This window comes from Flagellimonas sediminis (assembly GCF_010500845.1).
Classification (GTDB): domain Bacteria; phylum Bacteroidota; class Bacteroidia; order Flavobacteriales; family Flavobacteriaceae; genus Flagellimonas; species Flagellimonas sediminis.
In genome coordinates this window covers 406,452-432,233 of sequence record NZ_JAAAMI010000002.1, presented here as the reverse complement: position 1 = coordinate 432,233, position 25,782 = coordinate 406,452, and the positions used below count along the sequence as shown (strand labels likewise).

Below are 25,782 nucleotides of genomic sequence, written 5' to 3'. Positions count from 1 at the left end.
ATCGAATCATTTCTTTTTTACTTTCTTGAGAAACTTTCTTTCAAAATGTCTTGGAAAAATGCAAGAACTTTTATCTCGCTTGTAAAAAAGCTCCATCCACTGGTAATCTCTATTCAGAAGATTTATGGTCATCGCAATACCTCCATATTTGAATTTGAAAAGCAAAGTTTTATCATCTACTTCCAAATATGACAAGGAGCAGTATATTTTTTTAAGCCTGTATTTGTCGTAATATGTTGGAATACTCTTGAACTTGTCAGTTTCGAAATCCGTAGAAATGAAAGGCCAATCTGTATTATCTTTTTTGGTAATAAACTCTTTGAGTTCATTAAATGAGTGTTTGTCATACAGATTCCTTTGTGATTGATAAATAGCTTCCATTCCCATGCTTAGAAAAAGTTTGGAAGCCGCAACTTCACTTTTGTCAAATGCCGAAACAACCAATTTAAATGATTGAGTATGTGCATCAAAATTCTTTACATTTTCATTGTTTAGACCTTTAATGAAAAGATGACCCTTTCTGAATTTTTCATCTGCTTCAATGATTAGTTCGTTTACCTTTCCTTTTGCGCCTTTCCTTTTTTTTGACGGAACACTAAATCTAGCTCTTTCAAACACAAAAACAGAATCGGTTAAAGCCTTGGATTCAAAGGTTGAAAAGCTATTGTTACAGGAATCGCAAACAACACCTTTTGGAAGAATATAGAAGGTGTTGCCAAAAGATTCAGGAACAATATGTTCCGAAGATTTAGCTTCATTCTCGTTATCGCAAAAAATACATTTCATTAAATAAATTACTATACAATGTTAGTTCATTTAAAAATCAAACCGCCTCCTTTTTCTCACTCAAATACTTCCAATAGCGTTTGGGTACATGTTGCGTATGCAATTTGGGATTGATCCGGGATATGATTCCGGTACTTTTGAAATAGTCGTTCCATAGGGTCTGGTACTCGTATTCCCCATTGACAAAAGCATCGCTTTTATGAATTTTGTTATGGTGGATGTCCTTTAGGTTCAAGGACACCATTTCCACATGGTCCAGATTGTAATAGATACCGTACTTGCGCTTTACATCATAAATCAGCCATTGCTGGTCCGCATAGCGGTCCCGAAAATGCTTGGAAATGAGGGGCAGCACATCAAAATCAGGTTCAATGTTGGCAAAATAGATGTTGTCCTTGGTCAACTGGAACCGCACAAAAGCCTCCATGCGGTGTTTTTCACGCCCCACCTTTCTAGCCAATTGACTGATGTGCAAAACGGTACTATCCGAATAATCCAAATACTTGCCGTTTTGGGTCCGCATCAATTTTTGGATGTAATCAAATAATAACATTTCCACACCTTCGGTTTCGCTCAAAAAAGCAAAATACACGTTTGAAATGGCATTATGACTCTTGTTGCGGATTCCGTTCCAAACGCGTTTGGCCTTTTCCACATGGGTAAAAATGGTCTCCGTTTCAGAAAAAAGTCCATTTTGGCAACGACCATTTTTTTGAATATCTGCCACAGAAATCTTTTCATCAAAAGCAACGAATACGGCTGTGAGAAAACCGTTGAAGCTGCCGTCGTACATTAAGGTTGTTGAAGCATTCATAACGCTTGTGTTTTGGTTTTTATGTCATTTCGAAGGAGTTCGCGACTGAGAAATCTAGATTTCTCACATTCGTTCGAAATGACACAGTTGTTCATTGCTAATTGCTTATTGTTAATTGAACAATGATAATTGTGTACTGTATTGGTTCCGAAACTTGCCGGACGAAGTCTGCAAGATCATCCCCTTGATTTTCGCCGCATCCAGGTCGCGTCGCTCCCAATGACGGGAATCGCACACCATAAAATATTGGGCACGGTTGAGGGCCACCCCGATTTTTTTCAGATGGTCCCAGTTCAATCTTCTAAATTTTCGGGCATCCATGATTTTTTGAACGGACTGCATCCCTATCCCCGGAATACGGGCCAAAAGGCGTTTGTCCGCCGTATTCACATCCACTGGAAAATGGTGTAGGTTGCGCAACGCCCACGAAAGTTTGGGATCTACCTCCATATCGAGGTTGGGATAGTCTTTGTTCAAGATCTCGTTCACGGCAAAACCGTAAAAGCGCAACAACCAATCGGTCTGGTACAATCGGTTTTCCCGTAACATGGGCACCTGAGAGCCAATGGCCGGCAAGCGGGCATCATCCGCAACAGGCACATAACCAGAATAATATACCCGTTTCATTTGGTAGGTTTTGTAATAATAGGTGGCGGAGTACATGATATCCTTGTCCGTTTCCCCGGAAGCCCCCACGATCATTTGAGTGCTTTGTCCGGCTGGGGCATATTTGGGTGTGCTTCTGATGATTTTTCGTTCCGCTTGGTACCGCACGATTTCATTTTTCACCTTCAGCATGGGTTTGGTAAAGTCTTCGTGCTTTTTGTCTGGGGCCAATAGTTTCAGTCCGGATATGGTGGGCACCTCAATGTTCACCGAAAGTCGGTCCGCATATAATCCGGCTTCGTACATGAGTTCATCACTGGCCCCAGGAATGGATTTTAAATGAATATACCCGTTGAAATTTTCCTCTTCCCGGAGTTTCTTCGCCACGGCAACCAAGCGTTCCATGGTGTAATCCGCATTTTTAAAGATACCGGAACTCAAAAACAAACCTTCAATATAATTTCTTCTATAAAAGTTGATGGTCAAATCCACCACCTCCTGAATCTTAAAGGCAGCCCTTTTAATGTCGTTGCTCTTGCGGGTCACGCAATACGCACAATCATAGATGCAGTGATTGGTCAATAGGATTTTCAACAGGGAGATACAGCGTCCATCCTCGGTGTAGCTATGGCAAATACCCATTTTGGAAGCATTGCCCAGACCCTTTGTTTTGTTGGTCCGGTTACTGCCGCTACTGGCACAGGAGACGTCGTATTTGGCGGCATCAGCCAGTATGTTCAATTTTTCTCGTACTCTATCGAAGTCCATAACTTGGAAATATTCCAATCAAAAATATGGAAATATTCCAATAAATGGAAATATTCCATAAAAAGTTTTGGAAATAATCCAAATTGTATATATTTGGGTTGTGGAAAATGAACTGACACTAAAACGCTTTACCGATATCCGACGCGAGTTGGGCTACACCCAAACGGAATTTGCCGATTTGTTGGGCGTGAAGAACACCACGGCCGATATTGAACGTGGTAGGACCAAACTTTCTGGAAAAGTGGTCTCAGAACTTTTAAAACAGTTCAAGATCAACCCATTGTGGTTGTTCGGGGAAAGCGACCAAAAACATTTGGATACCTCCAAGACCAGTGTGATCCCCAAAGTGGTTACGGTGGACAATGCCGATAACGACAACATGGTCCTCGTGAATGCCAAGGCTGCCGCGGGCTATCCCCAAAACATTTCCGATACCAGTTGGTACCGACAACTTCCTGCTTTTGATTTGCCTATTCCAGAATTTCGTAACGCAACGTATCGGGGATTTCAAGTGGAGGGGGATAGTATGTTGCCTAATTTAAGGCCCAATGATTGGGTGTTGGCCCGTGCCATTGAGCATATTGATCACGTAAGTCCCAACAAAATGTATGTGGTGGTCCTCCAAGATTCCGTTATGGTGAAAAAGATTGAAAGGAAACCCAATTCCAACAATATCACCTTAGTGTCCTTGAATGAAATTTATCCACCTTACGAGATCAAGCCCTTCCAAATTCAGGAAATCTGGGAAGTAAGCAGCAAACTCACCTTTAATATTGATGCGACCACCGAAACCGGTTTGTTGAAGCAATTGCAACAATCCATGGAGGAACTGAAACGACAGATTGCCAAATAATTTTCCGATTTCTACTCGAAGAACCGATTTTTAATGGCTTTAGCCAGTGTTTGGGCCGCTTCTGGATTGCGTCGAAACCAAAGTTCGGGTTCAAATATTTCCAGTTCCGCCAAGGCCCAGTTCCCGTCATTGTCCTTGAAAAGATCAACTCGCGCGTACACTGGAAGTTCAGGAGCAGCATTCACCACTTTTTGGGCAAACGAAATTTGTTCTTCCGAAGGTTGGTATTCGTGAACACTGCCACCAAAATCATCCTGCACCCTAAAATCGCCTGGTTTGGCAATTTTCAGTACGGCATGGGTAAACTCCCCATTGAACAGCATCATGGAAATTTCTCCTTCCGAAACAATATTCTCCTGAAATTCCTGGATCATCATGGCTTCTTCGAAAATCAATTTTTGAAAGACTGCTTCGTGATTGGAAATATCTTCCCTTTTGATTTTGTAGGTATGTCGGGCCGCTCCAGACACACAAGGTTTCAGCACTAGAATATCCGCTCTGAACCCAAAATGGTCAATAGCTTCCGTAAAAGCCTCTTTTAAAGTTGTTTGGGTACCTTTTTCCACAAAAAACGTTTTGGGGATGGTCACACCTGCATCGGAAAGGTCTTTCAGGTAGTGTTTGTCAATATTCCAGTCAATGAGCTCTTTGGAATTGACAAATTGGGTCTGTTGACTTGCGGATTGGAACCATTTTGAAAATTCATCAAACCGGTCAAAATAATCCCATGTGGTTCGGAACACGGCCAATTTGGTGCTGGACCAATCAAATCCTGCATCGTCCCATGATTTTCGGATGACTCTTAACCCTTGTTCCTGCAAGGCTTCAAGCACCAATCGGTCTTCCAACAGCACGTTTTCCACGTAGGGCGTACGTTTTTCTGGGGCCACATACCTGTGGTCCGTTAGCACAACAACATCAAACTGCATCTAGGAAAAATTAAAATCCGACCGCTTTGTCATCACCGCGTTTATCGGCGCCGCCTTCCAGTTTTCCATCTGGCAATACGCGAATGGCATCCACTTTTCCAATGATGGGGGTGCGCTCTTCGTTGATGATGTATCCTTTTGATTTCAGTTCGTTGATCAATTCCTCTGAAAAACCTTCGGGCTCAAAGATGACCATGTCGGGCAACCATTGGTGGTGGAACCTTGGTGCATTGACCGCTTCTTGCATGCTCAGATTGAACTCGTACACATTCAGTATGGTCTGGGCCACTGCGGTGATGATGGTAGAACCACCAGGGGTGCCCACGACCATATACAGTTTACCATCTTTTTCCACGATGGTTGGGGTCATACTGCTTAACATCCGTTTTTCGGGAGCGATGCTGTTGGCTTCGGCCCCTACCAATCCGAACATGTTGGGCACTCCTGGTTTTGAGCTAAAATCGTCCATTTCATTGTTCAAAAAGAACCCAAGTTCATCACAGTAGAGCTTGGAGCCATAACCGCCGTTAAGTGTAGTAGTGGCCGAAATGGCATTCCCCTCACTATCCACAATGGAGTAGTGGGTGGTTTCGGAACTCTCGATGATTTCCACTTCACCATGGCTTACATCCGAAGATAAAGTGGCTTTATCAAAAGAGAAATTGGCCATCCGTTCCTTTAAATAATCATCGTTTAACAGTATATCGTAAGGAATGTCGACAAAGTCGGGGTCACCCAAAAAGTAATTCCGATCGGCATAGGCGCGACGGGAGGCTTCCGCGAACAATTGGATGGTCTTGGCGGAATTGTGACCAAACTTGGCCACGTTGTACGGCTCCATCATCTTGAAAATCTGGTTGATGGTGACGCCGCCACTACTGGGAGGACTCATGGAAATTACGTGGATATCCTTGTAGTCAAATTCAATGGGGTCTCTCCATTTGGCCTCATATTTGGCCAAGTCTTCTTCGGTGATGAATCCGCCTTTTTCCTGTACGAAAGCGGCCAATTTTTGGGCCACTTCGCCTTTGTAGAAACCATCACGACCTTTTTCCATGATAATTCCCAAGGTTTTGGCCAGTTCTGGATATTTAATGGTATCACCAGCCTTAAAGGGTTGGGCGAATTTGGAGCTGTCCCCATTGGCCTCAATGAAACGCTCCCGGGTGCCTTCCAATCGTTTGGCCTGTTTTTCCGTAACCACAACGCCACGTTTGGCCAATGCAATAATGGGTTCCATGATTTCTGATAGGGGAAGGGAACCAAATTTTTTGTGCACTTCCATAACCCCGGCCACGGTACCGGGGACTCCCGCAGAAGTGGCACCTGTTGTGCTCATTCCAGGGATTACATTGCCCAAGGAGTCCAAATACATGTCCTTATGGGCGGCCAGTGGGGCTTTTTCACGATAATCGATACCACCTACTTCACCATTGTTTTTACGGTAGACCATGAATCCACCTCCGCCCAAGTTCCCCGCAAAGGGATAGGCAACGGCCAAGGCCAATTCCGTGGCCACCATGGCATCAAAAACATTACCGCCTTTTTCCATGATTTCCACGCCAATTTTGGAGGCTTCTTCTCGGGCAGAAACCACCATCGCCTTTTCGGCGACCAGTCCGGTTGGGGTTGCTGGTTGTTGTTTACAGTTGATGAAAAAGATAAGGGGGAGCAGGAGTATCAGTCTTCGCATAGGGAAATAAATTTTTGTCGGGAAAAGGTAATCAATTCTTCAAAAAAAGCGGTGAATTCGTTTTCAAAATCCGTGTAATGTTCTTCAAGGTCCAAAATGGCGAAATTCATCTTGGATTTGTTTTGGGTACGGCGGTTCATCCCATTGAGTACTCGGTCAATACCCGTTAAATTGGCATAGTTGAGGAGCCAGTTGTCCGCGATCATGTAGGGCATCATCCGTTTGGTAGCCAAGGGAAGTACTTCATAGTTTTCCTCCAAAAGGTTATAAAAGTTTTCCACATAGTCATCCAAGGGAACCTCGGAATAGTCCGTCCAATTTTTCGCCAGGAAGTGGTCGTAGAAAATATCCACGATCACTCGACTGTAATGGCTATAGTTTTTATGGAGTCGTTTGCTGCTTTGTTTGGCAATGGGGTGTGCATCGGTAAAGGTGTCAATTTCACGGTGCAGCAAGATACCCTTCTGAATGTTTTCTGGGAAATGTTTGTACTTGTTGCCTCGGATATGGTCCGCAAAAAAGTTACCCAAGGTAATTTCCTTGTCATCAAAAGACAGATAGATGTGGGCCAAGAAATTCATCGGGGCAAAAAACTTTTATGTCGAAATTTACAAATTCAAAACATGGATTAGGGAATGCCCCTTTATATTTGCACAAACTTTTTTAACAATTATGACACTGATCAAATCAATTTCTGGAATACGAGGTACCATAGGAGGCAAGACCAATGACAACCTGACACCATTGGATGCCGTAAAGTTTGCGGCCGCTTATGGCACATGGTTGAAGGACTATTCCAATAAAGAGAAGTTGATTGTGGTGATTGGAAGGGACGCCCGTTTGTCGGGTGAAATGATCCAAAACTTGGTGGTTTCCACTTTGGTAGGATTGGGTATCGATGTCATAGATTTGGGATTGTCCACCACGCCCACCGTTGAAATTGCGGTTCCTTTGGAAAAAGCGGATGGGGGCATCATTTTAACGGCCAGTCATAACCCCAAACAATGGAATGCCCTTAAATTGTTGAATGAGCGAGGCGAGTTCTTGGATGCTAAACAAGGTGCAAAAATTTTGGAATTGGCTGAAAAAGAGGATTTTGAATTTGCCGAAGTGGATGATTTGGGAGAAATTATCAAGAATGACTCCTATATTGATATTCATATTGATGAAGTGTTGGAGTTACCCTTGGTAGATGCTGAAACCATAAAAAAAGCTGGTTTTAAAGTAGTTGTGGACGGAGTGAATTCTACAGGGGGTATTGCCATCCCGAAATTGCTTCAAGAACTGGGGGTGGAAGTGGTGAAATTGTACTGCGAGCCCAATGGGCATTTTCCACACAATCCCGAGCCGTTAAAGGAGCACTTGGGTGACATCTGTAAAAAAGTGGTAGAAGAGCAAGCTGATTTTGGAATCGTCGTCGATCCCGATGTGGACCGATTGGCTTTTATCAGCAATGATGGGGAAATGTTCGGGGAGGAGTATACTTTGGTGGCCTGCGCCGACTATGTTTTGGGCAAGACCAAGGGGAATACCGTTTCCAATTTATCATCATCAAGGGCCTTGAGGGATATTACCCAAAAACATGGCGGAACGTATGAAGCCGCAGCTGTGGGAGAAGTCAATGTGGTGACCAAAATGAAGGCCAACAATGCCATCATCGGTGGCGAGGGCAATGGTGGTATCATCTATCCTGAAAGTCACTATGGCCGGGATGCCTTGGTGGGCACTGCCTTGTTTTTGATGTTGATGGCAGAAAGGGGAGGAACCGTTGCTGAACTACGGGCTAGTTATCCAAGTTATTTCATGAGCAAAAAGAAGATTGAGCTTACCCCCGAATTGGATGTGGATGCCTTGCTCGAAGCCATGCACGACAAATACAAAGATGAAGAGGTTTCAACGATTGATGGGGTAAAAATCGACTTTCCTGAAAACTGGGTACATCTGAGAAAATCCAATACAGAACCCATTATCAGAATCTATACAGAGGCAAAATCCCAAAAGGAGGCCGATGCCCTTGCGGATAGGATCATTTTGGAAATCAAGGAAGTAGCAGGATTGGCTTAGAGCTTATAAATGATTTCACAATTATTGAAATCATCCTCGGAAATGTCGGTGTGTTTATCGGAATCCATCCAGATTTTCCACGTGCCGTTTTCTTTTCGTAAACCGACATTAAAATATCCATAACCCCGAACGATGAGTGAAGGGTCACCCTCATTTTGGGAACTCAACTGGTAATAACCTGTTTGGATGGCAACATCTTCCGTTTCGTTGATGGCTGTGTTAAGAATGGCAAAGGCAATCCCCAGTTTATTGCCGTGGTCTTTTACGGATGCTAAAAAACCACCGAAATTTTCAAGGTAATTTTCCCCTGTTTCAATCTTATTTTGATCTACCATTTGCCGAACAATGTCCTTGGTGTGAATGGATTTGATTTTTTGGGAATCCAGTTGATCGTATGCCTCCATGAAGGGGATCCAAACATCCTTTTTAATGGATTCTAGAATTTCATCGGAAATGGGCTTGGCAGGACCTTGGGCAAAACAAAGGGAGGTGTATATTAACAATGCACATGAAGCAAAAAATTTCATTTTTTGATGATTGATGATTAAGCCTCAATGTTAAAAAACATTTGCCTGATGCTAAAATCTTTTATGAAAACAATAGGATTATTGCTGGTCCACCAATCGTTCGACTACTTCGCTGTTGAACTCTTTGGGAACCTTGTCCTTATGTTTCCAGCGTTTGTGGGTCCAGAAATAGTATTCAGGTGCCTCGCGAATGGATTTTTCTGTTTCCCTTAAAAAGGCATCGGTGATTTTATAGTCCTCGACCTCGGTGGGGTTTTCGGAAAGAATTTTGAAGGTGCCTTCATAATGCCCCCTTTTCTTTTTACGGATCTTAAGATATACCGGGATAATATTGTTTGCTTTGCAGATTTCTTCACCGCCGACGTGCACAGGAACTGTTATTCCCATAAATTCAGTCCAATATTTGGCCCTCCCCACCATAGGGGATTGATCACTTATGATGCCCACCATTAATAGTTCTTTACTTTCTTTAGCGGCCTTCAGGATTTTTCTGGATTCTCTTGTGGAAATCAATTCTGTATTGAATTTGCCCCTTATTTTTCGTATCAATTTATCAAAATACTTGTTCTGTATCTTTTGATAGATGCCATAACCCTTGGACTTTATCTGAAGGTTCAAGGAGAGTACCCATTCCCAACTGGCATAATGGGGTAGCATGAGCATGGTGTTTATGCCCTGGTCTTCGAGGTTGTTCAGTATTTCGATGTTGGCGACGGTAAACCGTTTCTGGATCTCTTCTTTACTGATGCCCATGGTCTTGATCATCTCCAAAAAGATATCGCACATGTGTCTGAAGAATTTTTTCTCTATCAACAAGCGCTCTTCTTCATTTTTTTCGGGAAATACCAGGGCTAAATTATTGCGCACCACTTTTTTACGATAACCTATCACATAGTAAAGGATTACAAAGATTCCGTCCGATAAAAAATAAATAACCTTGAATGGGAGCCGGGAGACCAGCCAGAGCAAAGGGTAGGCAAGGATATAAACTAGCAACTGCATGGGCTTTTCTTGTGTGCAAATATAGCTATATTTGAAACCAAACCTTTACGCAATGACCAATTTGCATGTAGCTACGATTGCCATTATGGCCGCCAATGTACTGGCATCCCTAAAAGGATTCAGTGATTCCACTTTTTTTGACAGGTATAAGTTCCTGATCAATGCCATTAGGGCAGGACAGCGGGAACGCATGGTCACCTCAGGTTTTTTACATGTGGATATTTCCCATTTGTTCTTCAATATGTTCACCCTTTACTTTTTTGCGGATGTGGTGATAGGATGGCTGGGCCCGGGCAAGTTTTTGATCATGTACTTTGTGAGTTTGTTGGGAGGCAGTCTATTGGCCCTCTTTTTTCATAAAGATGAACCCTACTATAGTGCAGTGGGGGCCAGTGGAGCGGTAACCGGCATCCTGTATGCCGCCATTTTGCTGAACCCGGATATGCAACTGGGCATCATGTTCATTCCCATTCCCTTGCCGGCCTATGTTTTGGGAATCGGTTATCTGCTCTATTCCATTTATGGAATGAAGAGTAGGTTGGGGAATATAGGGCATACGGCCCATTTTGGCGGGGCCATTGGAGGGTATGTTACCACGCTTTTGTTCCGTCCGGAACTTTTGGTAACGGACACCTTGATCGTGGTTTTGTTGGCCATACCCATCATCATTCTTTTTGCACTCGAAAAAATGGGCAAGATATAAATGAAAAAGCTCGGGACATGCCCGAGCTTTTTTGTAAAATATGTTTTCTGTGCTTAGTTGAGCATCTGGGCTACTTTTTCTTCAAGCTCAGGGCCCCTTAGGTCGCGAGCCACGATCACACCGTTTTCATCCAACAAAAAAGCGGCCGGTATGGCATTGATGTTGTACATTCTGGCTATGGGATCGTTGAACCGCTGTAGGTTGGAAATATGGTTCCATGCCAAGCCATCTGATGCAATGGCACCTTTCCATGCATCGGCCTGGGTATCCAAAGAAACACCTATTACATTAAAACCCTTGTCGTGGAATTTGTTATAAACGGCCACGATATTTGGGTTTTCTTCACGACATGGTCTACACCAAGCGGCCCAAAAGTCCACCAAGGTCAACTTGGAATTTCCGGTCACGTCACTTAATGCCAATAGATTTCCATTTGGAGTTGGGGCAGAAAAATCAGGCGCAACATCTCCAACTTCGGTAGATTTCATCTTATCCAATTGCTCCTGAATCTTTTTACCAGGTTCGGTTGCTTTTATTTCCGGAGTAAGATTTTCAAAAATCTCCCTTACTTCGTTTACCGGAATGGCCTTGGTGTTCAAAAGATTGCCCACTATCAATACGGCAATCAGTGCACTGGGATTCTCTTTGGCATAGTTCACGTTGAAGTTTTTTGCCTCTTCCTGAAATTCAATGAACTCCTCGCGAAGCGCCGTCACTGTAGCGGTATCCTGTTTTTGGGCAGCCATGCGCATATCGTTTTGCATGGACAAGGCCCTTTCGGATAGTTTTCTCGACTCCGTTAAAAAATCCATGAACATATCGTTTTGTTCGGTTCCCTTTATTTTGGCGAAGGCGATGCTGTCTTTTTGAAATTCCACTTCAATATCCCCATTTTCAAGAACTACCGGCACGTTACCACGAACCTGATCTACAAAAATGTAGTGTAATTTAGGTTCAGATTGTGCACCGGAAAAGGTGAAGATTCCATTTTCGATAGTCGTTGTATCAATGTCGATCAACTGATTAAGGGAATCCGTGGTTTTCAAGAATATTTTAAGTCCGTTCTCCGGTTCACCGGATATGGTTCCATTGACCGTGTATCCGTCAGATTTTGAACTGCATGATGCCAATACTAAAACGCCAAGTACAATGGCAATTATTTTTTTCATTTCACAAAGTTTAAGGTGCTAAGGTATTGATTCCATATGGCATAAAAAAACCCTTGGCCCACTAAGAACCAAGGGTTGTCATCTTTTGGATTTTTATTTAGAATTGATATCTGATGCCCAGGGCGATATCAAAATCAAAGTCATTATCGAATCCATCATAGCCAACAAGGCCAATTTCGGGTCTGAAATCCAATGAAATTAACAAAGGGATGTCGAAGTTGTACTCGATGCCGATATCTCCGGCTGCAAAAACAAAAAGACCATCGTTATCATCATCAAAATTCGGGTTCGGTTCAAAATCAACGCTGCCCAATCCACCACCAACGCCGTAGTACCAGTTGAAATTACCGTCCAAAGGACGCACCCATTGGTACACACCGGTCAGTTTAAAGGCATCAAATTCACGGCTGTCACGCCATCCAAGATCAAACTCCACCCGATTGGAGCTGCCAACGGATTTTTGGTACGAAATCTCTGCTCCAAATCCGTCGCTGTCACCCAATCGAAGACCAAGGGCATGTTCGGAAATTTCCTGTGCGCTAAGGCTGGCTGTTACAAACAAAAAAAGCGCTGCAAATAATGTGGTAAACTTCATGTGTTTCTCTTTTAAGTTAAAAATTAGAGATAGTTTTGTCATAGATTTACGTTACAAAAACCATTTTGGTTCCCAAAAAGTATTCCAAATTGAATAAAAATTTGTTAAACCAGCTTGCGAACAGTCTTGCAGGAGAACTGTTGATGGATGATCTGAACAGGGCTCTTTATGCCACAGATGCCTCTGTTTATCGCAAATTGCCCTTGGGTGTCTGCTATCCCAAGAACAAGGAAGACATTAAAAAACTGATAGGTTTTGCCAATGAACATAAAATTGGGTTGATTCCGAGAACGGCGGGAACATCGTTGGCAGGGCAATGTGTCGGGGATGGCCTAGTGGTAGATGTAAGTCGGGAATTTACCAAGATTCTAGCGCTTGACAAGGATAAAAAGCAGATTACCGTTCAACCAGGAGTGGTTCGGGATGAGCTTAACCTATATTTAAAACCTTTTGGTCTCTTTTTTGGCCCCAATACCTCTACCTCCAACCGATGTATGATAGGAGGCATGGTGGGGAACAATTCCTCTGGAACAACTTCTATTCAGTATGGGGTGACCCGTGACAAGGTGGTTTCCATGAACTGTATTTTGGCAGATGGGAGCGAGGCCTTTTTCACTTCTATTTCAAAAGAGGAATTTGAAGAGAAGAAACAGGGTAATACCTTGGAAGCCAAAATATACAAAACCCTTTTTGAAGAACTTTCCAATCCAAATACTCAGGAAAACATTCGAAAGGAATTCCCCAAGCCAAGCATCCATAGAAGAAATACAGGATATGCCGTGGACGAGCTCCTCAATAATAATTTGTTCGGGGATTATGAGGCCGATTTTAACCTGTGTAAATTATTATCGGGAAGTGAGGGGACCTTGGCTTTCACCACAGAGATTACTTTGCAATTGAACGACTTGCCACCAGCTTATTCCGCTATGGTGGCCACGCATTACAAAACTTTGGAGGATTGTTTGAAGGATGTTGCACCCGTAATGGGGCACAATCTGCACACCTGCGAGATGATGGACAAAGTAATCCTGGATTGCACCAAAAACAACAGGGCGCAGTTGGTCAATCGTTTTTTTGTTGAAGGAGATCCAGCCGGTATTCTGATGTTGGAAGTTCGATCACATTCCGAAGGGGACTTACAAAAACAACTTTACGGGCTTCTAAAAACCATTGAAAAATCAGGGTTGAGTTATGCCAGTCCGGTATTGTACGGAGACGACATCAACAAAGCGGTAGAACTTCGTAAGGCAGGACTAGGATTGCTGGGCAACATGGTCGGCGATAGAAAGGCCGTGGCCTGTATTGAAGATACGGCTGTTGCTTTGGAAGACCTGAAGGATTTCATCGGTGAGTTTTCCAAGATCATGGAAGAATATGGCCAAGACGCCGTGTATTATGCACATGCAGGTGCAGGTGAGTTGCATTTAAGGCCCATTCTCAACTTAAAAAAATCTGGAGATGTGGTATTGTTCCGTTCCATCACCACAGATGTGGCCAAACTGACCAAAAAATACCACGGCAGTTTTAGCGGGGAGCATGGGGATGGCATCGTAAGGGCCGAATTCATCCCATTGATGATCGGGGAACAGAATTACGAACTGTTGAAGCGGGTAAAATCCCTTTTTGACCCGAACCTGATCTTCAATCCGGGTAAAATAGTGGATGCCTATCCTATGGACGAGTCCCTTCGCTATCAAATTGACAGGGAAGAACCCAAGATAAATACCTTGATGGACTTCACGGATAGTGAAGGCATATTGAGGGCTACGGAAAAATGTAACGGGAGCGGCGATTGCAGGAAGAGCCACCATATGAGCGGAGGCATGTGCCCAAGTTACCAGGCGACTAAAAATGAGAAAGACACCACTCGCGGTAGGGCAAATACCTTGCGGGAGTTTTTGACCCATTCCGAAAAAACCAATCGGTTTGACCATAAAGAGGTTAAACAGGCCTTCGATCTGTGCTTGAGCTGCAAGGCATGCGCTAGTGAATGCCCTAGTAATGTGGACATCGCTACGCTGAAAGCAGAGTTTCTATATCATTATCAAGAAGCGAATGGCTATCCGTTACGAAGCAAACTGTTCGCACACAATACACGACTCAATGCCTTGGGAAGTAAAATCCCAGGGCTTACCAATGCTGTTTACAGGTCAAAATCGTTGGGAGGACTGCTGAAAAAAATCTCGGGGGTGGCTCAGGAACGCCATTTGCCCAACGTGCACCGTTTTAATTTTGATAAACATCTTGAAGAATACCGCTCCAAACGGACAGATCTTTCCAAAAAGCGTGTGGTACTCTATTTGGATGAGTTTGTCAAATATTTGGATATAGAGGTGGGCAAAGACGCCATTGAACTACTTTGTACTTTGGGGTATGATGTACAACTTTTCTATGCGGAAAGCGGCAGGACCTACCTGTCTAAAGGTTTTTTGAAACAGGCGAAGGAATTGGTGGCCAAGAACATGGAAAAGCTACGACCCTTTCTTGATGAAAATGTTATGATTGTGGGATTGGAGCCTTCTGCAATCCTTTCTTTTAGGGATGAATACCAACGGTTACATGAGGATAAAGAGGCATTGGACAAATTAGCAGGCAAATCGTTTTTGATCGAAGAATTCTTGGCTTCCGAGATAGCGGCGGGGTATATTACCTCCGATAGCTTTACGGAAGAGGAACGCACCATCAAAATACATAACCATTGCCATCAGAAGGCATTGAGCAACCAAAAGGTGACCTTTGATGTACTCAACTTACCTAAAAACTATAAGGTTTCGATCATTGCTTCAGGTTGTTGCGGAATGGCAGGTTCTTTCGGGTACGAAAAAGAGCATTACGAGACCAGTATGAAGGTGGGAGGGCTGAAATTGTTCCCTGCAATCAATAAAAGTGACCGGGATGTGATCATTGCTGCCAACGGGACCAGTTGCAGGCATCAGATCAAGGATGGTACTGAAAGAGAAGCGGAACATCCTGTCTCAATCTTGAGAAAAGCTTTGGTCGTCTAGACTTTTGGGTTTCATGTTTTCCTCTTCTTCACCGAAAAAATCCTTGGTGATGTCCTCAATATGCACATCCTTATCGGTAATGGAAGCGATAAGTTCGTTCATGTCCATTTCCTTCAAATCCTCGTCCACAAAGAAAGGGGATAGTTTATCGTGGTTGTAATGATAGATTTTCCAACGTTTGAAGGAATATTCCAAAGCGGTAAGATTTTCTACCCAATCCCCTGAATTGAGGTAGATACAACTACCGTTCTTGTTCTCGTACACCTCTTTTTTGGGTTGATGGATGTGTCCACAGATCACGTAGTCATATTCATTTTCTATGGCCAACTCAGCTGCCGTTTTTTCAAAGTTGTTGATGTACTTAATGGCGCTTTTAACACCGTTCTTAATACGTTTGGACAGGGAATATTTTTCGCGTCCCATTTTTACCAAACACCAATTCACAAAGCTATTGATCAAGATAAGAAGGTCATAACCGTACCCACCTAACTTGGCCAACCATTTGGCGTTCTGGATGGAAACATCGAACACATCGCCATGAAAAATCCAGGCTTTTTTGCCATCAAGGTTCAAAACCAATTTATTCATGATCTTGAAATTTCCCATTGAAGTGTCACTGAACTTACGGAGCATTTCATCGTGATTTCCAGTGATATAGTAAACCTCTGTGCCCTTGGAAGCCATGCCAATGATCTTGCGTAAAACCTTTAAATGGGAGGGAGGAAAATATCGTTTGTTAAATTGCCAAATATCGATAATGTCCCCGTTTAAAATCAGCTTTTTGGGCTGTATGCTATTGAGATAGGCGATCAGTTCATCCGCGTGGCAACCATAGGTTCCCAAATGCACATCCGAAATGACGGCCAGTTCTATCTTCCTTTTTTTCAATCGTATAGGGTTTAAATGCAAAATAAACTGGTAGGCATAAATTGAAAATCAATTTGAAATCATTAATACATGACATTATTGTTAAAAAATCATCATCGCCTAATCCATTATGTTACAATAACATTAAGTGGTTCATGTGTTTTATAGTTTGCGTTATAACGTCTACCTTTGAAGACATCAAAATTTTTATACCGAATGGCAGGAAATTCTTTTGGACAGCTTTTTAGGCTCACCACCTTTGGTGAATCTCATGGAAAGGCTTTGGGAGGTGTGATCGATGGTTGTCCGGCTGGGTTGGAAATTGACCTGGATTTCATTCAACAGGAATTGGATCGCAGAAAACCAGGGCAGTCCGCCATTGTAACCCAAAGAAAGGAACCTGATACAGTTGAATTTTATTCCGGACTTTTTGAAGGAAAGACAACGGGAACGCCGATCGGATTTGCCATTCACAATACCAATCAAAAATCCCATGACTATTCCCATATCAAAGATTCTTACCGGCCGTCGCATGCGGATTATGTATACGATCAAAAATATGGGTTTAGGGATTATCGTGGTGGAGGGCGTAGTTCCGCACGTGAAACGGCAAGTAGGGTAGTGGCGGGTGCCGTTGCCAAACAATTCTTGAAGGACATCAAGATCAACGCGTTTGTTTCCCAGGTTGGCGACCTGAAATTGGATAAACCCTACCAAGAGTTGGATTTCTCTAATATCGAATCCAATGCGGTCCGTTGCCCGGATACCGAAATGGCGCAAAAAATGGAAGATTACATCAAGGCCATTAAAAAAGAAGGGGATACCATTGGTGGAGTGGTGACCTGTGTGATTCAAAATGTACCGATTGGTTTAGGAGAGCCTGTTTTTGATAAGCTCCATGCTCGATTGGGTGAGGCTATGTTGTCCATCAATGCCGTAAAGGGTTTTGAATATGGAAGTGGCTTTGCCGGCGTAGCCATGAAAGGCAGCCAACACAATGACGCCTATAATACTGATGGTACTACCCAAACCAACCGAAGTGGTGGTGTGCAGGGCGGGATCAGCAATGGTATGGACATTTATTTCAACGTGGCCTTTAAACCCGTGGCCACCGTTTTACAGGCTTACGAAACCATCAATAATGAAGGGGAAAAAGTAACAGCCCAAGGCAAGGGTAGGCATGATCCCTGTGTGGTACCTAGGGCCGTCCCCATCGTGGAAGCTATGGCAGCACTGGTCTTGGCGGACTTTACCCTTTTGGCGCGCACCAACAAAATCTAAGTTGGCGTTAGGTGGTTTCCTAGCAAAAAAGTATCTTACTGCCATTAAAACCATCTTATGAAGAAATTGGAATTACACTGGCGTATCCTTATTGGTATGGCCATGGGTGTATTGTTCGCGCTTTTAATGGTACAATTTGAATGGGGCCCTAAACTGGTCGCGGATTGGATCAAGCCTTTTGGTAATATTTTTATCAACTCCTTAAAACTTATTGCGGTTCCTTTGATTTTGGCATCCTTGATCAAAGGGGTTTCCGATCTAAAGGATATTTCCAAACTCTCCAAAATGGGTGGTAGGACCATTGGTATCTACATCCTTACCACGGTAATTGCCGTTTCCATTGGATTGATGGTCGTGAACATTGTAAAACCAGGTAATTCCATTACAGAGGATACCAGAAATGAATTGGTGGAAAATTACAAGGGCGATGCGGATTCCATCAAATCCAAAGCAGATAAGCAAAAAGAAGCAGGGCCATTGCAGGCACTCGAGGATTTGGTTCCAAGTAATATTTTTAAAGCGGCAAGTGACAATGGCAACATGCTCCAGGTCATCTTCTTCGCCATTTTTTTCGGTATAGGTCTTATTTTGATCCCCGAGGAACAGGCCACACCAGTCAAGAAGTTTTTTGACGGGTTCAACGAGGTGATTTTAAAGCTTATTGATATCATCATGCTGGCCGCTCCCTATGGTGTTTTTGCCTTGTTGGCGGCCTTGGTGGTCGAATCGCCAAGTATGGACCTTTTCAAGGCGTTGGCCTGGTACGCCTTCTGTGTGGTACTGGGATTGATCTTGATGATCAATGTCTACTTTTTGATAGTTTGGATATTTACCAAGAAAACCCCGTCTTTCTTTTTAAAAGGAATATCTCCTGCACAGTTGTTGGCCTTTTCCACAAGTTCCAGTGCGGCAACCTTGCCCGTGACCATGGAAAGGGTAGAAGAGCATTTGGGGGTTGAAGAGGAAGTAACCAGCTTTGTGTTACCCATTGGCGCTACCATTAATATGGATGGAACCAGTCTGTATCAAGCCGTGGCAGCTGTTTTCATTGCCCAGGCTTTTGGTATGGATTTGAGTCTTTCCGCACAATTGGGAATCATTGTGACGGCTACATTGGCTTCTATCGGTAGTGCTGCGGTACCCGGTGCCGGAATGGTCATGTTGGTGATCGTTTTGGCGCAAGCGGGCATACCTGAAGCAGGATTGGCACTCATTTTTGCGGTGGATAGGCCGTTGGATATGTGCCGTACCGTTGTCAATGTAACCGGTGATGCCACCGTATCCATGGTTGTGGCCAAATCGGTGGGAAAACTGGGAGAACCCAAAGCAAGGCATTGGGACGATAACTACCACAGGGACGAAACCAGCTAAACAGAAACCACGAATAGCTTTTTAAAAAGACATTCCCAATAATTTCAGGAAAATAGTAGTTTTGGCGACGGAAATCTCAAAGATTCGCTGTGAGTAACGTACCACTATCATATTTTCAGCAATGGTACGCTTGGTTCATAAGCAGTTAAAGGTCGGGATTCCCAAAATGGTACATGCCCACGAAATTGAAAATGTATGATCGGGGAAAAGGAAAAGCACGAATTAGTAAAGGAGTATGCAGAATTGTTCGAGATAGATGCCGATTTGGACCGTCTGGTGAGCAAGATCGAGCTGTTGAGCTACATCAACCCGATAAATATTGAAAAAGAGAAGAATCGATTCTTTGCATCCAAATATACGGTTGAGCCAGATTTTAAATATCCCAAGCTAAAATTTGATTCTTACGAATTGCATCGATTGTTCTTTTCACAACGATTGGAGCGTATTCAGGATGACCGAATCCGTAAGTTGTACCAGGAGGTGATCTATTACTATTCCAACATGGTACAGTGCATCGAAACCATCGGTAAGGGCAAGAACTTTTACTATAATTCCCTTCGGGTGTACGGTACACCAACCGAAAAAGATGTTCAGAATGCTCGCTTCATCCTTCATTTTGCGGATGAACCCACTTCAACGGAAATGGAAAAGGTTTTTTCCGCGGAAGAGGCCAAGCATTATTTTGAAGACTTCGTGAAACAATATGATTTTCCGTTGAACATTAAATTTTCAACCCATATTGCAGCGGAGGCCATGGTAAGCAACAGTACACAATCACTGTTGATCAAGAAAAACAACAAGTTCAGTAAAAACCAATTGCTAACGCTGGCCAATCATGAAATTGGGGTGCATTTGGTAACTACCTATAACGGTTTGCTGCAACCATTGAAGATTTTTTCCAACGGATTGCCCAAAAATGTGGAGACCCAAGAAGGCTTGGCCGTCTTTAGCGAGTACATGGGTGGTGCCCTTACCTTAAAACGATTGAAGGAATTGGCATACCGTGTGTTGGCTACCGACAGTTTGATCAAGGGTTATTCCTTTGCCGATACCTTTGATTTGATCTATGGACAATACAAACTCAATAGGGATGAGGCTTTCACCATTACACTCCGGGCCCACCGAGGTGGTGGTTTTACCAAGGATCGTTTGTATTTGAGCGGTCTACGGAAAATTTACAAACGCTACCAAAGGGAAGAGGGCATGGACAATATGCTCATTGGGAAAGTGTCCTTGGATTATGAGGAAACTATCAAATATCTCAAAAGTTTGGGCTTGGCCCAGCCGATTACCCACCAAAGCTATTCGTTCAACGCCAAATTGAACACGAACAAGACCTTGGATTTCATCCTGAATAACCTTAAATAGAATAGGACCGATTCTCGGTACTATTCTATATTTATCAAAGGGAAATATACCTTCCTTTTGGATATTTAACCTGAAAGGAAAAGCTTTCTTTTTGCGATTGCTTGGCAGGTAATTTCAATTCCCAGGCCAACAATCCCTTTTTATCATCATACTCTGCATGGTTTGTGACAATATCCTCCACCTTGATTTCCTTGTTTTGGGAAATTGGGATTCTGTCCATGAGCTTCAAGTTGATGGCTACATTTTTATTGTTTTTGACCTCCAAAGTGTAGGTACGGTCCAAAATCCTGTTGCTTCCCGCAAAAGATTTACTTTTAAAACCGCGCTCTTGCTGCCTGGTAACGGTCACATTGTTATCAATGCCCAAGGATAGGATCATTTCTTTTTGGGTGGTGTAGGGGTCGATGACCGTTTTCCCTGCATAGGTGCCTTCAAAATAGACGTTTGCTTCCCCTGGCAACAATTGATGTTTCTCCCAATCGGTGAAATGGGCTGTCAAAAATACATTTTCGTTGATGATGGGAGCCGAAAAATACTCATAGGTAGCGGCCATTTTAAAGGTATTGATCTCAATGGCGGTGATGTCTCCATCCGAGGCAATGGTATATGGTTTTTTTATGGCAAATTCCGTTTTGGTGGCCCCTTCTTGTAAATGGCTCTTTTTAGTGGTGATCACTACGACCCCATTTACACCCTTACTACCATAAATGGCTGTAGCATTGGCTCCCTTCACTACTTCTATATCCTGAATCTCGTTTTCGTCCAGATCACCTTCTGAAAAGCCGTCCATTGGGATTCCATCCACAATGTATAAAGGTTCTTGTACTTCGATGGGATTGGAAGTTGATCTCATGGAGTTTGTACCTCTAATTTGAACTCCTGCAGCTTTGCCTTGAAGAATATTTTCAGGAGATATTGAAGTTACGGCAGCAGTTGAGTAGCCAGTAACCACCACTTCTTCTAATAACTTTACATTCTCCTCCATCCGAACATTCATTATGGAAGAATAGATGGGCAGTTCCTGTTGATGCATCCCAATATAGGAATACACCAACTCTTGGCCCTGTGCCACATCGATGGCATAGTTCCCATCAAAATCGGATTGGGTTCCCTTATTGGTACCTTTAATGATGATATTGACACCGGGAAGAGGCTGTCCACTTTCGTCGGTAATGGTACCTACCACCTTTTTGACATTCGGGTTAAAGGCATATCCTTTTTTCTTCACGGAGGGGGCATATCGCTTTTGATAGGAGGATACAAAGTTGAGATACTTGGCCTCCAAGTTGGGCTTGGCAATATTATAATTGGGGTTGCCTGTAGAAAGTACCAAATGTACATTGTTCCAGTCCTGACCTGTTTTTTGGTACACGTTGGCCTTATAGGCCAAATTCAATGGAGCGTTCAATCCGGTAGATTTGATATCGTAATTGGGCACCCATCCCGCATCCCTTACCAAATAAGTGAGCGTGGCGTTCAAGTTGGTGGCAATAGGGGCATCAAAAGTGATGGTGATTTCGCCCTGGGGCTCGTCTGGAGCGTTGTTCACTTCAGCTAGTTGGTGTTGTAGGTCGCTTACTTCCAATTTTAGTTTGTTGATGGTAATGTTGGTCTTGAAAATCTCATTTTTGATGGCCGTGGTACGTTCGCGGTAATAGGCCCCGATCTGTTTCATGCGCTCCAGGTCCAATACTTGTCGGTCCCCATTGACCAATCGGTTGGAGGTGATGACTTTTTCTTCTTCCTCGAGACCGGCAATGGTATTTTTCATCATTGCGATTTCATGTTCCAACCGGATGATTTCGTTTTTCCATTCCTTTACCTTGGGATTTCTTTCCGATTTCTCCAAATAGTTGATGTTGTACACTAGGGAAAGGATGGAAACCGGACCCAATCCTGAAATCTGGATACTGCTTTCGTCAATTTTATGGGATAGTCCGGTAAAAACTACCTCATTGGAGCCCTCTTGGAGCGCGCATGTAGCAGTTCGGGTAATTTGCGCGCCACTGAGATATACGGTTACCTCCTTGATCTTTGAAGGTACTTTGGATACGCTGGCCCATAAAACCACTGGGGCCAAGAACAAAAGAAAGACTGCATTTTTCATAGGGTTGGATTTTAATGTTACTCAAACCTATGGATAGTCAGTCATCCAAAAAATCAGGAATGGTGTGAAAGGTTTTGGCGGGTTAGGGAAGTGGAGGTTTCGGTGAGTCAACCCAAAAACTTGGCCTTTAGCTCGGGGGTTGGGATCATGCACGATTCTTGTTTGCCAAACCATTTGTAGCGGTTACGGGCCACAAAGTCGTAGATAACATCGCGGATGGATTTGGGAATCCATTTAAAAATGGAGGTCACTTTCCACAATCCACCCAATTCCCCGGCAATTTCCAGCGCGGCATCGGATTTGGTAAAATAGGCTACCCCGGGTTCAATCAGGATAATGGAATCCACTTGTCTGGTGTCAATATGCCGTTCAGTGATCAATTGTCGACCTATTTCACTTTGAATTGCCGCATAGCGGAAAATGTCTTTTTTGTCCCGCTTGATCACAAACTGTACGCTACCGTTGCAGAGGTTACAGACCCCATCGAACAGGATAATTTTTTTATTTTCTTTCATGCCGTTATTCCTCCAAAAATGGGAATCTTTTATATCATTGGTGTGTCCGTCATTTCGAGCAAACAATTCCACAAGAAATCCAAATGGGATGTCTCAATTGTCGTTGCCCTACTCATTTCGAAATGACATTTGCTTTACAAAGATAAAGCAGATTGGGATGAAAGCCTAGTATTGGATTTATTGGGTTTTTGCTAAAAGCCGGCCATTTTCCATATTTCATCAGGCGTGCCCTTGCTCAATTCGAGAACACTTTTACCTGAAATGGACATGGCCTTTCGGATGATATAATTTCCGGTTCGGTATCCTACGGATTGTCTTCCGTCAGGATGCTCGAACATCCAATGCTGATAGTTGGCATCTTCCGGAAGCGCCAGGATTTCCTTTGTCCATTGCTCCGCAACCGTGGCTTCTGGCGGACTATCCGCTTTCATGGACTGATGGGTATATTCTTCGGAAAACACCACGGCCAAGCCTTCGTTCACCACGGCAATGGGTATTCCTGGACCATAAACGTTGTCCTGAATGGCCCAACCTCGGGATAAATGGTGGAACTCATGAAAAATAGTATGCTTCAATGCGGTTTGGGATGCTGCGGTAACACCTCCTGGGAATTTCTCCGAGATTTGAATGGCCACCAAGGGTGGGGAATTGGTATCTGTACGTCCAGTGACCCCACCGACCACATCAAGTTCCCAATCCACAATTTCGACGGTTACTGTAATACTATCAGGTAGTTGGGGCAAAAGGGTACGCACTTCATCTTCGGAATTTGAGATGATATTTTGTATCAACTCCTTTTGTTCATTTGAAAATGTTTTATTTTCCTCCATAAAAGTAATGGTGACACCTTTTGGCTGCACTTGACTAGCACAACTGTTGATAAATAGAAGTCCAAGACAAAGAATAACGATTTTGATTGATTTCATTTTATGATATGCTTTCTTTGGAGACTTCCCAAGATTGAAAATGTTACAACGTATTTAAAAAATTGCTCAATTCCGTATCCTTGCCCAATCCCAGTTTCTTTTTTAACCTGAATTCAGATTTTTCAATCTTCACTTCGTTTTTCATTTCGAAATAACCCTTTATAAAAGTAAAAAGGGCCGCTTTTAGCGACCCTTAGTTGATTATAGTTATTGCTTGATTACATTTCCCAACCTTCACGATAGGTGCGGGTCACAAATTGGTTAGCATCCTCAAAGTTGGTGATTTTCATGTTATCCCCATCCCAAAGTAGTTTTCTACGACCGTAAAATTCCATTTGGCCTTCAGGATTTTCCCTTCTCAACATAAAGCTGCGGATGGCCAAGTTACCCATCAGCACGGTTTCTGTCATTGGTCCAGCGTAATCGAATGAGGAGGTAAGGCCCAAATGTTCCTCACTTCCAAATCCTGCTTTACAGGCATCGACCCATTTGCGTTGGTGTCCGTATTCCGGTTCTGGCATATCTTCAACCTCCGGACCAAACTCTGTGGTACCATCGTTCAAATATAATTTGGGGGTCAATGGTGAACTATCATTGATGTTGGTAGAGATTACCCCGTTTTCTCCATGGATCAATACACCGTTAAAACTTCCTGGACCGCCTATATCACTATCTGCAGGGATGATTTCTGGGTGGGAAGGACGGATACCACCATCACTCCAAGTCATTATCAGCGGTGATCCTGTTTTTTCCGTAGCTTCATAGGTTAAGGTGATGAATGATGAAGCAGGACAACCTTCTGGATGGTAATCCGGGGTCCACATTTGGGAGAAAACGGTTCCTACGCTACATTCTGCAGAAGTAGGATATCCCAATTTAAGGGTTCTGTATGGAATGTCAACCAAGTGACAACCTACATCACCAAGTGCACCTGTTCCATAATCCCACCATCCTCTCCAGTTAAAAGGGTGAAGGTTTGGCGTGTAGGGTTTCATGGGTGCTGGACCCAGCCAAAGGTTCCAGTCCAGATCAGCTGGCTTGCTTGCCGGGTCTGGAGCAGGCATGGCATATCCTTGTGGCCAAACCGGTCTATTGGTCCAAATTTCCACTTTGGTAATTTTTCCCAACGCCCCAGAATCTATCCATTTTTGAACCATGCCCAACAAGGGGTTTGATCCACCTTGGTTTCCCATTTGGGTCACAACTTTTTTGTCGCGGGCCATTTGGGTCAATATCCGTGCTTCGCGAATGTTGTGGGTCAAAGGTTTTTGTACATACACATGTTTGCCCAGTCCCATGGCATAGGCCGCAGCCGGTCCGTGCACGTGATCCGGGGTGCTGATGGTAACCGCGTCTATACCTTTCATTTTATCCAGCATTTCGCGGTAATCATTGAACAGTTTGGCTTTTGGAAAACGTTCCACTGTTTGCTTTGCAGAACCGGAAAAATCGACATCGCAAAGCGCCACTACGCGTTCACGGCCATCTACCGAGGCATTGGCAATATCGCTTGCGCCCTTACCGCCCGATCCAATGGCTGCCAAATGCAAGCGGTCGCTAGGGGCCAAATAGCCTGGGCCACCGAGTACATGGCGCGGCACAATAAAAATACTGGAGGCCATTGCGGTGTTTTTAATGAAGTTCCTTCTGGTGGTAGAAGATGGTTTTTCTTTCATTTTTTATGTGATTGTCTTAGAAGTTGGACAACAAGGTAAAAAAATAATAGCTAGAATTTCGTCGATTTTTCAAGGATCATGTGAAAATTCATGAATGATACAATCGGTTGATCTTTGCTGAGTAATAATTGGAAGACAATTTGGCCTTACCAAAACT

22 protein-coding genes are annotated in these 25,782 nt (G+C 43.5%); 7 read left to right on the top strand and 15 right to left on the bottom strand.

All coding sequences use genetic code 11. The features are described from left to right. Nucleotides 1-6: 6 nt before the first annotated feature. The 3 genes from GTK07_RS06585 to GTK07_RS06575 all read right to left on the bottom strand — a co-directional run bounded on the left by GTK07_RS06585 (nucleotide 7) and on the right by GTK07_RS06575 (nucleotide 2,974). Nucleotides 7-786 (bottom strand): HNH endonuclease, encoded by a 780-nt coding sequence (locus tag GTK07_RS06585; protein WP_163634264.1) that lies wholly within the window; start codon nucleotides 784-786, stop codon nucleotides 7-9. Between the two features lie 37 nt (nucleotides 787-823). After that, on the bottom strand, nucleotides 824-1,600 hold the full coding sequence (locus GTK07_RS06580; RefSeq protein ID WP_163634262.1) for a TIGR03915 family putative DNA repair protein: 777 nt from the start codon (nucleotides 1,598-1,600) through the stop codon (nucleotides 824-826). A 111-nt stretch (nucleotides 1,601-1,711) separates the two neighbouring features. After that, nucleotides 1,712-2,974: a putative DNA modification/repair radical SAM protein gene (locus GTK07_RS06575; protein WP_163634259.1), complete on the bottom strand. Its 1,263-nt coding sequence runs from the start codon at nucleotides 2,972-2,974 to the stop codon at nucleotides 1,712-1,714. A gap of 100 nt (nucleotides 2,975-3,074) precedes the next feature. On the opposite strand from GTK07_RS06575, the gene GTK07_RS06570 reads away from it, so the two are divergent. Continuing rightward, nucleotides 3,075-3,827 carry an XRE family transcriptional regulator gene (locus GTK07_RS06570; RefSeq protein ID WP_163634430.1) on the top strand — a complete coding sequence of 251 codons (753 nt, stop codon included), beginning with the start codon at nucleotides 3,075-3,077 and terminating at the stop codon, nucleotides 3,825-3,827. An 11-nt stretch (nucleotides 3,828-3,838) separates the two neighbouring features. Here the strand turns inward: GTK07_RS06570 and GTK07_RS06565 are convergent, their stop codons facing one another. From GTK07_RS06565 to GTK07_RS06555, 3 genes are read right to left on the bottom strand one after another with little or no spacing between them, the layout of a single operon-like run. Beyond that, on the bottom strand, nucleotides 3,839-4,756 hold the full coding sequence (locus GTK07_RS06565) for an ATP-grasp domain-containing protein (RefSeq protein WP_163634257.1): 918 nt from the start codon (nucleotides 4,754-4,756) through the stop codon (nucleotides 3,839-3,841). A 10-nt stretch (nucleotides 4,757-4,766) separates the two neighbouring features. Further along, nucleotides 4,767-6,449 carry a gamma-glutamyltransferase gene (gene ggt / locus GTK07_RS06560; protein ID WP_163634255.1) on the bottom strand — a complete coding sequence of 561 codons (1,683 nt, stop codon included), beginning with the start codon at nucleotides 6,447-6,449 and terminating at the stop codon, nucleotides 4,767-4,769. Continuing rightward, nucleotides 6,437-7,030: an acyl carrier protein phosphodiesterase gene (locus GTK07_RS06555; protein WP_163634253.1), complete on the bottom strand. Its 594-nt coding sequence runs from the start codon at nucleotides 7,028-7,030 to the stop codon at nucleotides 6,437-6,439. The genes ggt and GTK07_RS06555 overlap by 13 nt, the downstream gene beginning before the upstream one ends. A gap of 91 nt (nucleotides 7,031-7,121) precedes the next feature. Here GTK07_RS06555 and glmM point away from each other — a divergent pair, with 91 nt between their 5' ends. Beyond that, nucleotides 7,122-8,513, top strand: coding sequence for a phosphoglucosamine mutase (glmM, locus tag GTK07_RS06550; RefSeq protein ID WP_163634251.1), 1,392 nt, complete (start codon nucleotides 7,122-7,124; stop codon nucleotides 8,511-8,513). Here the strand turns inward: glmM and GTK07_RS06545 are convergent. After that, the gene (locus tag GTK07_RS06545) at nucleotides 8,510-9,040 is read right to left on the bottom strand and encodes a YybH family protein (protein ID WP_163634249.1); all 531 of its coding nucleotides are present in this window, start codon (nucleotides 9,038-9,040) and stop codon (nucleotides 8,510-8,512) included. The two genes, glmM and GTK07_RS06545, sit on opposite strands and share 4 nt — an antisense overlap. A gap of 78 nt (nucleotides 9,041-9,118) precedes the next feature. Beyond that, entirely contained in the window at nucleotides 9,119-10,042 is a 924-nt protein-coding gene (locus tag GTK07_RS06540; protein WP_163634247.1) for a lysophospholipid acyltransferase family protein, read from the bottom strand. 52 nt (nucleotides 10,043-10,094) lie between these two features. Between GTK07_RS06540 and GTK07_RS06535 the strand changes: the two genes are divergently transcribed. After that, the gene (locus tag GTK07_RS06535; protein WP_163634245.1) at nucleotides 10,095-10,745 is read left to right on the top strand and encodes a rhomboid family intramembrane serine protease; all 651 of its coding nucleotides are present in this window, start codon (nucleotides 10,095-10,097) and stop codon (nucleotides 10,743-10,745) included. 53 nt (nucleotides 10,746-10,798) lie between these two features. On the opposite strand, the gene GTK07_RS06530 is transcribed toward GTK07_RS06535, so the two are convergent. Next, complete coding sequence (locus GTK07_RS06530; protein ID WP_163634243.1) at nucleotides 10,799-11,914, bottom strand: TlpA disulfide reductase family protein; 1,116 nt, start codon at nucleotides 11,912-11,914, stop codon at nucleotides 10,799-10,801. Nucleotides 11,915-12,011: 97 nt separating this feature from the next. Next, nucleotides 12,012-12,509, bottom strand: coding sequence for a hypothetical protein (locus GTK07_RS06525; protein WP_163634241.1), 498 nt, complete (start codon nucleotides 12,507-12,509; stop codon nucleotides 12,012-12,014). An 89-nt stretch (nucleotides 12,510-12,598) separates the two neighbouring features. Here GTK07_RS06525 and GTK07_RS06520 point away from each other — a divergent pair, with 89 nt between their 5' ends. Then, the gene (locus GTK07_RS06520) at nucleotides 12,599-15,514 is read left to right on the top strand and encodes an FAD-binding and (Fe-S)-binding domain-containing protein (RefSeq protein ID WP_163634239.1); all 2,916 of its coding nucleotides are present in this window, start codon (nucleotides 12,599-12,601) and stop codon (nucleotides 15,512-15,514) included. On the opposite strand, the gene GTK07_RS06515 is transcribed toward GTK07_RS06520, so the two are convergent. Continuing rightward, complete coding sequence (locus GTK07_RS06515; protein WP_163634238.1) at nucleotides 15,485-16,402, bottom strand: UDP-2,3-diacylglucosamine diphosphatase; 918 nt, start codon at nucleotides 16,400-16,402, stop codon at nucleotides 15,485-15,487. The genes GTK07_RS06520 and GTK07_RS06515 overlap by 30 nt on opposite strands. Before the next feature lie 195 nt (nucleotides 16,403-16,597). Here GTK07_RS06515 and aroC point away from each other — a divergent pair, with 195 nt between their 5' ends. The 3 genes from aroC (at nucleotide 16,598) to GTK07_RS06500 (ending at nucleotide 20,401) form a co-directional block, all read left to right on the top strand. Next, nucleotides 16,598-17,662, top strand: coding sequence for a chorismate synthase (gene aroC / locus GTK07_RS06510; RefSeq protein ID WP_163634236.1), 1,065 nt, complete (start codon nucleotides 16,598-16,600; stop codon nucleotides 17,660-17,662). Nucleotides 17,663-17,719: 57 nt separating this feature from the next. After that, complete coding sequence (locus GTK07_RS06505; protein WP_163634234.1) at nucleotides 17,720-19,033, top strand: dicarboxylate/amino acid:cation symporter; 1,314 nt, start codon at nucleotides 17,720-17,722, stop codon at nucleotides 19,031-19,033. Nucleotides 19,034-19,228: 195 nt separating this feature from the next. Beyond that, nucleotides 19,229-20,401: a flavohemoglobin expression-modulating QEGLA motif protein gene (locus GTK07_RS06500; protein WP_163634231.1), complete on the top strand. Its 1,173-nt coding sequence runs from the start codon at nucleotides 19,229-19,231 to the stop codon at nucleotides 20,399-20,401. Nucleotides 20,402-20,435: 34 nt separating this feature from the next. On the opposite strand, the gene GTK07_RS06495 is transcribed toward GTK07_RS06500, so the two are convergent. From GTK07_RS06495 to GTK07_RS06480, 4 genes are all read right to left on the bottom strand, one after another. Further along, nucleotides 20,436-22,508 (bottom strand): mucoidy inhibitor MuiA family protein, encoded by a 2,073-nt coding sequence (locus tag GTK07_RS06495; RefSeq protein WP_163634229.1) that lies wholly within the window; start codon nucleotides 22,506-22,508, stop codon nucleotides 20,436-20,438. A gap of 107 nt (nucleotides 22,509-22,615) precedes the next feature. Next, the gene (locus GTK07_RS06490; RefSeq protein WP_163634227.1) at nucleotides 22,616-23,023 is read right to left on the bottom strand and encodes a thiol-disulfide oxidoreductase DCC family protein; all 408 of its coding nucleotides are present in this window, start codon (nucleotides 23,021-23,023) and stop codon (nucleotides 22,616-22,618) included. A gap of 191 nt (nucleotides 23,024-23,214) precedes the next feature. After that, complete coding sequence (locus tag GTK07_RS06485) at nucleotides 23,215-23,949, bottom strand: DUF2268 domain-containing putative Zn-dependent protease (protein WP_163634225.1); 735 nt, start codon at nucleotides 23,947-23,949, stop codon at nucleotides 23,215-23,217. Nucleotides 23,950-24,167: 218 nt separating this feature from the next. Next, nucleotides 24,168-25,625 carry a Gfo/Idh/MocA family protein gene (locus GTK07_RS06480; RefSeq protein WP_163634223.1) on the bottom strand — a complete coding sequence of 486 codons (1,458 nt, stop codon included), beginning with the start codon at nucleotides 25,623-25,625 and terminating at the stop codon, nucleotides 24,168-24,170. Between the last annotated feature and the right edge of the window lie 157 nt (nucleotides 25,626-25,782).